Origin of the sequence: Leptolyngbya cf. ectocarpi LEGE 11479 (genome assembly GCF_015207065.1) — a bacterium.
In the GTDB taxonomy this organism is placed as follows: domain Bacteria; phylum Cyanobacteriota; class Cyanobacteriia; order Phormidesmidales; family Phormidesmidaceae; genus Leptothoe; species Leptothoe ectocarpi.
On sequence record NZ_JADEXP010000297.1, the window covers coordinates 1 to 8,095 of the forward strand.

General features: G+C 51.7%; 6 protein-coding genes. 4 read left to right on the forward strand and 2 right to left on the reverse strand.

The features are described from left to right. Together IQ260_RS31755 and ndhM are read right to left on the reverse strand one after the other, a co-directional pair. Positions 1–1,484: PP2C family protein-serine/threonine phosphatase (locus IQ260_RS31755; protein WP_193995495.1), on the reverse strand; the 1,484-nt coding region annotated here is incomplete at its 3' end. A gap of 94 nt (positions 1,485–1,578) precedes the next feature. Beyond that, entirely contained in the window at positions 1,579–1,920 is a 342-nt protein-coding gene (gene ndhM, locus IQ260_RS23405) for an NAD(P)H-quinone oxidoreductase subunit M (RefSeq protein ID WP_193995496.1), read from the reverse strand. A gap of 51 nt (positions 1,921–1,971) precedes the next feature. On the opposite strand from ndhM, the gene IQ260_RS23410 reads away from it, so the two are divergent. The 4 genes from IQ260_RS23410 to IQ260_RS23425 all read left to right on the forward strand — a co-directional run. After that, positions 1,972–2,640 carry a histidine phosphatase family protein gene (locus IQ260_RS23410; protein ID WP_193995497.1) on the forward strand — a complete coding sequence of 223 codons (669 nt, stop codon included), beginning with the start codon at positions 1,972–1,974 and terminating at the stop codon, positions 2,638–2,640. Positions 2,641–2,880: 240 nt separating this feature from the next. Beyond that, on the forward strand, positions 2,881–3,732 hold the full coding sequence (locus IQ260_RS23415) for a hypothetical protein (protein WP_193995498.1): 852 nt from the start codon (positions 2,881–2,883) through the stop codon (positions 3,730–3,732). 75 nt (positions 3,733–3,807) lie between these two features. Next, positions 3,808–7,284: an AAA-like domain-containing protein gene (locus tag IQ260_RS23420; RefSeq protein WP_193995499.1), complete on the forward strand. Its 3,477-nt coding sequence runs from the start codon at positions 3,808–3,810 to the stop codon at positions 7,282–7,284. Between the two features lie 156 nt (positions 7,285–7,440). Further along, the coding region (locus tag IQ260_RS23425) for an AAA-like domain-containing protein (RefSeq protein ID WP_193995500.1) at positions 7,441–8,095 on the forward strand (655 nt) is incomplete at its 3' end.

The window sequence follows — 8,095 nt, forward strand, 5'->3', positions numbered from 1 at the left end:
GAGGGGGGGGGAATAATTGGTGGATTAGAGGCTTGACTATGACCGGCCACGATACCGACTCTGACGTTGTCATGGCCATTGTGGGTGTTGGCCAACTGGACCAGGTGCGAGACAGCGTTAGCGGGTTTTGTCTTACCTGTGAGCACCGGGAGTAGTTGAGCCTGCCAAAATTGCTCAACCCGATCGTAGTCGCTTAAGCCATCAGAACAGAGCAACAAAACAATGTCGTCATCTAGGATCAACCGCTGTACGGTAACGTGCAATGTGGCTGAGCTGCCCATGCCTAATGCTTGAATTAAGGCCCCGGTACCGGGGCGATGGGCGACGTCGGCATAAAATCCGTATCCCAACCGGACCTCACGAGCCGCAACGTCGTCGTCAAAGGTGATTTGCTGACAGCTATTAGCGCTAATGCGATAGGCTCGACTATCACCGATGTGGGCGATGTAGATGTGGACACCGACAATCAGGGCCATGACTAAGGTGGTACCCATGCGATCGCGAGCCTGGCGCATGCCCTGATCGTTGTGTTGGGAAATATTATCATTGGCGGCCCAGATGGCCTGTTCGATGGCCAGGGTGACGGTGCCTGGGTCGTGGAGTGGCTGATCGGCTAGCCACTCTAACAAGGGGATGAGTTCCTGCTTGATGGTTGCGATCGCGAGCTGACTGGCTACGTCACCTCCCTCGTGACCGCCGATGCCATCACAGACCAGCAGTAGCAGCGGCCGCTCTTGCCCGGAGCTGACCTTGGGGCCAATGGCATGGCGTTGGACCATCCCGCTAGGCGGATAGCAGGCGTCTTCATTCCGTTTACGGCTGGGGCCTTGGTCGGTCATGACCGATAGCTGAGAGTCCATCTGATAACCCACGGCAGTCTCGGCCATGGCTTGATCCAGACAGGTCACCAAGACTTCTGGCGTCGAAATCTCCCCCTGGATCAGCTGGGTACACAGGCTAGCCAAAAAGTCTCGAATTGAATGCTGGGCCTGGGGTACTAGCTTTTTCCACGATGCGCCCAACGCTTTGAGGGTGGGAGGCTGTGGATCGATCGCTAATTCTGACAATCGCACTAGGGAGCCCTGTACCCGCAAATGATCGCTCAACAGTAGGTTGCCTGCCACCTGCTGCTCGATAAAGTCTGGCCATAGGCCCGCAACTTGCCAAAGCCAGTTGAGCTGTCGCAGAGGGGATGCCTTGGGCCAATCAGCTACGAGGCTGGGCAAAAGCTTTGGCTTGTCACCCGCTGGGACAGCAATGGCTGGAGTGTCCAACAGCAGGATTTCGTGACCGGCGCTGTCACTGACTAGATCATAGGGCTGGGGCACATGGAGGCTATGGGGTGCCAACATGAGATAAGGCCAGACATGGGGGGGGATGGGTTCCGGTGATGGTGGCGGCAATCCAGGCTGAGTATCCAGCACCACTTGCTGATGCTGCCAGCTATAGCGCTTGTCCAGCTGGTCTAATTTTCCTTGACCCACTGCCCAGAGGTAGCGATGGGGAAGGAATGTGTCACAGGTGCTGCATTGGACGCTCCCTTCTGAATTCGCTGCCTGACAATCGGGATTTGGACAGTTAATCACTCTCCGATACCACGCGGGGTAGGCCCATACTGTAGTTGAGCACGCGGCTTCTCAGGTTGTAGCTGATGCTGCCTGACTGTAGTAATGTTCTGACAAAATGCTCAAGGTCTGACCCGATGCGCCGCAGATTATAATCGGTCAATGCTTCTCCAGCAGCGGCGTCAACTAAGCGATCAAACTCTTTATAAACTTGCTGAATCGCGTCATCAGACCAATTAAACTCATTGTCGGGATCAATATCTAACGTGAGCTGGTCTTCCCTGGGCACAAGCTCATTGTTCTCAATGTCTGCCGCAAAGATATGGATATGACGTGTGGTGGACTTGAGCAGCATGGATCGGTTGCGTGGTTTTTAAGATGCCTACATTGTAAACGCTTCCTCGCAGTGGCTAGCTATCTAACGCTATTACTGATTCGCCACGGTGAGTCTCTGGGTAATGTCGAAGGTCGCCTGGAAGGGCAGATGTCCACGGCCCTATCGGCTCGGGGACGTTGGCAAACCCAACAGCTAGCAGCCTATTTTAAGGACCAGCTAAAAGACCAGGCACCGCCCACCCATATCTACAGTAGTCCGCTCCAAAGAGCCGTCGAAACAGCCCGGCCTCTGGCGGCGGTCACGGGGTGTCCACTGCAGCTGGCCCCACAAATTCAAGAACTCCACCAGGGGATTTTCCAGGGGCTGACATGGTCTGAGGCCAACCAGCGCTATTCCAGGCTCTGTAAACAGTTAGTGGCTACCCTGGACTACCAGCCTGTACCCGCAGCAGAAACACTAGCGGCGGCTCACCAGCGAGCAGTTAGCTGGTACCGCACGGTGGGGCAGCGTCATCAGCCGGGTGACGTTGTTTGGATGGTTACCCATGGTGGCTTTATGCAGCAGCTGATTGGGGTGATTTTGGGGTGCGATCGCACCTGGCAAATTCCTATCCGCAACACGGCGCTGTTTGAGTTTAGGCTCCTGAACCTGTCCCTGACTGAGGAAAATCAGTACAATCCCGAGCATTGGAAAATTGAAAAATTTAATGAAGTTCCCCATCTAGAGGGCAAAACTTAGGCAATCCTCCGGTTGCTCATCCCCCATGGCAGCCCGCCCGCCTGCGACACTACGTGCTAATTGTGTAACGTAGTGTCGTTAAATACACTGAATTTATCTACGATATTGGAAGGGGATGACATTTTTGAGGTAATCTGGATGCCCAACCCCGGAACATCTGATGTGACCATATGTCAACTGTGACTGGGTATTCTACCTTCCTAAGATGATTGCAGCGATAGTCTCCTGGAGACTGTGCCCATGTCTACAACCACACTGACTGATATCAACGATGTCTTTGGGCAAGCCCAGGACGGTAGTGTTGCCGCTATTATTCAGATTCTTAACGACCAGCTAGCCGATAGCGGTATTCGTACCCGAGCTGTGTTTGTCGATAATGTACTCCAGCTACTGTGTGAAGCCCCCACGGACGAACAGCTTAAAAAATCAGTAGTGGTAGAGACTATTCGCAGCATTTTGGAAGATATCGGGCCTCGTCGCATTCGCCGGGTCAATATCAATAGTCGCTTAGTGCAGGAACAGCAGCTGCTGTGGTTGGAAGAAATCAACCGCGATCCAGAGAATCATTTGCTGTGGGCGGAAATGATTATGCTGAAGCAGCCCCACTGGTGGAAGCGGATCATACGTGATTTGAGGCGTCCTAAGTTTCGGGGACAGATGCCCGAAGGCGCTTCTAAATCAGATCTGCGTCAGCGTAAGTCGTTTCTCAGTGGCATCATTGGTGGTCTGTCCGTTGCCCTGCTACTGACTGGGGTAAGTATTTGGGCCGTGCGGCAGCGTTTTGACGAACCTGCCCCGGCTACTGCTGCCGCGACAGACCCATCGACTGCCGATCAGCTACCCTTGCCAGAATCCTATGATTCCTTTGCACGGGCTGTTCGTATTGCTGAACAGGCTGCCAAAGATGGACTCATCGCTGAAAATGCAGCTGACTGGTTAGCGCTGGCGGCTCGTTGGCAGCAAGCCTCTGATCTGATGGCTGAGGTGCCCGTGTCGGACGAACGTTATAAAATCGCTCAAGACCGGGTGAATGCCTATCGGTCTAACAGTGAAAGCCTTTTGCAAAAAGCTCGTCAGGTAGTAGAAGAGTAGCCACCGCTAGTTGAGAGTAGATACTACAAGCCGTACAGTAGAGCAAGCAGACGCTGCTCTCATCTGGTGCTACCCATGGGCAATTATTATCAAGTTGGTGGCAGTCTCGATTACGAAGCCCCCACATATATCGAACGTCAGGCTGATAGCGACCTCCATAGGGCTTTATTAGCCGGTGAGTTTTGCTATGTGTTTACCTCTCGTCAAATGGGGAAATCGTCCCTGATGGTGCGCAGCTGGCATCAGCTACAGGCAGAAGGGCATCGCTGTGCGGTGGTTGATGTGACCAACATTGGTAGTGACCACATTACGCCCGAGCAGTGGTATCGGGGACTGATGGGCACTCTGGCGCTACAGCTTGGTCTGCGAAAAACAATTGATATTCGCCACTGGTGGGAGGAGAACAGTCATCTGTCGTTGACTCAAATTCTCAGTCAGTTTATTGAAATACTGCTGGCCCAGAGCCCAGGGCAACGGTTGTTTATTTTTGTCGATGAAGTGGACAGTTTGCTGAATCTGCCCTTTTCTGTCGATGATTTTTTTGCCCTGATCCGTTTTTGTTATAACCGTCGAACGGTGGAGCCAGCCTACCAGCAGCTTACCTTTGCCATTTTTGGAGTTGCAGCCCCGGCTGACTTGATTTCTGATAAACAACGCACCCCGTTTAATATTGGTCGGGCCATTGTTTTGAAAGGGTTTAGCCTCGCAGAAGCGGCGCCCTTAACCCATGGTTTAGAGCTGCAAACCGCCAATGCTCAAGCGATTTTGCAAGACGTGTTGAACTGGACTAATGGACAGTCTTTTTTGACTCAAAAAGTTTGTCAGTTATTGGTTAACTCCAGCCAAACTGCAGTCAATGACCCGCTCAATATACCGCCAGGTATGGAAAAGTTTTGGGTGGAAAGCGTGGTGCACGATCACATCATCACCCATTGGGAGTCCCAGGATGAACCTGAGCATTTGCGCACCATTCGCGATCGCTTGCTCTACGATGACAACCGTGCAGGACGTCTGCTTGGCCTTTATCAGCGGTGGTTAGAAGGACAGCCCATCCTCACTGACGATAGCCGCGATCAGATCGATCTATTACTGAGCGGCCTGATGGTGCGGCACAGTGGCTACCTCCAAATCAAAAATCGAATTTATGAAAATGTCTTTACCCTAGAGTGGGTGCAGCGCCAGCTAACGTCCCTGCGTCCCTATTCAGAAATGTTTAATGCCTGGGTGACCTCCCAGCAAATTGACGAATCGCGACTGTTACGGGGGCAGGCCCTGCACGATGCCCAAGCCTGGGCGCGGGGGAAAAGTCTCAGTGATTTAGACTATCGCTTTTTGGCGTTAGGACAAGAACAGGAGCAAATTGAGGTACAGCGCTCTCTAAACCTCGAAAAGGCTGAAGCCACCAAACGGACGACGCGTTTACAGCGGATCCTGCTCGGAATTACCTCAGGAGCACTGGCTGTAGTTTCATTGTTAGGGGCAGCCGCATTTTTACAATATCGGCGAGCGATCGCTAGTGAACAAATGGCTCGTCTGAACGAGATTCAGGCACTGATCTCATCTGCAGAAGGACAGTTTGCATCTCACCAAGAACTGGATGCCCTTGTGGATGCGATTAAGGCTAAGCGCAAGCTTCTATCTCTGGATGAGCCCCATCCAGAGATAGAAGCCGCCGCTACTCGTGCCCTACATCAGATTGTTTACTGGATGAATGAACGCAATCGGCTGTCAGGGCATGTGACGTCGATTTTAGCGGTTGCCCATAGCCCAGACGGGGAATTGATTGCCACGACTAGTCGAGATTCCATCGCCAGGCTCTGGGCTCGGGATGGTCGGCCATTACACATGTTTGCAGATGCAGGTGACAGCTATGGCGTGGCGTTTCATCCCCACCGGCCTCTAATTGCAACCGCTAATTTGGATGGCAGCTTGAAACTTTGGAACATTACCGATAAAGCTTTAGTTCAAACGATTCAGGCCCACACAGGCCCGGCTTGGGATGTAGCATTCCACAGTGATGGAGCCGAGTTTTTAGTGTCAGGAGGAGCAGATCAAACGGTAAAAGTATGGAATCTAGACGGCACTTTACTCAATACCTTGTCTGGGCATCAAAGTGGTGTTTTGCGAGTTGCGGTTAATGCAACCAAGCAGCTGATTCTCTCAACCGGCCTGGATAACATTGCCAATGTTTGGACGCTTGACGGTCAGCTTTTGAGTACGTTGCCTGCCGCTGCTAGCGGCGGCAGCCTCTGGAGTGGAGCGGTTAACCCCACTGGCGACACGATCGCTATTGGTGGAGATGACCGGATGGTACAGCTTTGGCAGCCGGATGGCACACTGATGACAACGCTGGCAGGCCATACGAAGCGTGTCGGCAGCATCGACTTTAGCCCCGATGGTACGGCGATCGCCTCCGCTGGGCTAGATCGCACTATCTGGATGCGTGGGATAGATGGCTTTCCCTGGCGCGTTCTGCAAACGGCAGGCGATATGCGTGGCATCAGCTTTCCCGACAACGATGCTCAAACAATGGTGACGATAGACAGCAGTAACATAGCTCAACTAAGACAATGGGAGTCGCCTCTGCTGCAAACTATTTTTTTGGATGACGATGTCTGGGATGTTGCGATCAGCCCAGATGGTGAACGTCTCATTTCTGGAGACAGTCCTATCGTTCATGTTTGGGATCGAGACCGCAGAATCGTTGCCAACCTGGATGCTGAGCAAAACACGCTATTTGGGTTTGATTACAGTCCAGATGGTCAAATGATTGCAGCAGCGGGGGCTAACGGTACTGTTCAGCTCTGGAGTTCAACAGGGGAGCTTTTGCAAGACCTGCAAGGCCTCGACGAGTTACAAGCCTGGGGTGTGAGCTTCAGTCCCGATAATCAGTATCTGGCTGCCATTGCCGAAGATGGCAGCATTTTTGTGTGGACCACAGATGGCGAACTCATTCAAACGCTTCAGGGCAATAAGGACTTAGGGCTCAGGGTCGAGTTTAGCCCCGATGGTCAGCATCTGGCTGCCTCTAGTGGCAGCGGCGCACTCCAGATTTTTCAGGCTGATGGCACGCTTCTCCATGAGATTAAGGGCCATGATGCCGCTGTCTTTGGCCTCTCAGTGAGTCCTGATGGTCAGTTTTTTGCCTCTTCCAGTAGCGATTCAACCGCCAAGATATGGCGTTGGGATGGCACTTTGGTCAGAGCCTTTGAAGGGCATACCAACGCTGTTTTTGGGGTGGATTTTAGCGCCGATGGTCAAATGCTAGCGACGGCTAGTGCTGATAATACGGTTACCTTGTGGTCCCTGGAAGGAGAGAAAATCAAAACGCTGTATGGTCACGGTCCTGGCTTTAAGGATGTGAAATTTAGCTCCACCGGAGAACTGGTGACAGTGGCTGAAGATGGCATGCTTGCTCGGTGGAATCTAGAGGAGGTGTTGGCATTAAACGAGCTGGAATATGCCTGTGACTGGATTGCCGATTATTTGAGGACAAATGCGGACGTGGCGGATAGCGATCGCACCCTTTGCAAAGACCTATCCGAAAAATAGACATCGCCTGTATCGAAACATTAACAGAGCAACGTTAAACCCTAGATAAAAAGACGGAAAAGACGGAAGACGCCCCGACATTTATCCGGACTTAAGATTTTTATGCGAAAGTTAGAGGTGGTTTCCTGTAGACTTTTCAGTCTTTGTTCCCTGCTTATGGAACCTGATGAAGTTCTTCTTGCAATTGAGGAGCGCCTGCTTAAGCGCAAGCTAACCCCAGCCGAACGAATTGTTCTCGGTCAAACCTGGAACAAACAAACGTATGAGCAAATGGCTAAGCAATCAGGCTATGGGGATGCCCACCTCAAAGATACAGGCTACAAGCTATGGCGTGCCATTTCCCAAGCTCTGGGTCAACGAGTCACTAAGAAGAGTTTGCTGTTTGTATTGAGAGAATATCTACAACCGCTCTCGAGATCGTCAAATTTAGCTGGGACTGTTAGCACCTTAGGGATAGACCATAAGACTATAGACCAAACGATAGTCCAAAAGTCAACTCAACAACAGTACCCATCCGGACCACTGCCGCCGGATTCTCTTTTCTATATTGAGCGACCTCCCAATGAAGACTTAGCATATTCAGAAATACAGCGACCGGGTGGCTTTCTGCGTATTAAAGCACCCCAGAAAATGGGAAAAACCTCCCTAGTATTTCGATTAATTGAAACCGCCCATCGACACAATTACCAGACAGTACATCTCGATTTGCAGACCGTAGATCAAACTGTTTTTAGTAGTATTGATAAATTTCTCAAATGGTTTTGTACTCGTAGCAGTAAAGCCTTAAATCTATCGGCAAAACGCGCCAAGT

Coding starts and splice junctions, on each gene's coding strand:
- ndhM (WP_193995496.1), bottom strand. CDS start 1,920: ATGCTGCTCAAGTCCACCACACGTCATATCCATATCTTTGCGGCAGAC.
- IQ260_RS23415 (WP_193995498.1), top strand. CDS start 2,881: ATGTCTACAACCACACTGACTGATATCAACGATGTCTTTGGGCAAGCC.
- IQ260_RS23420 (WP_193995499.1), top strand. CDS start 3,808: ATGGGCAATTATTATCAAGTTGGTGGCAGTCTCGATTACGAAGCCCCC.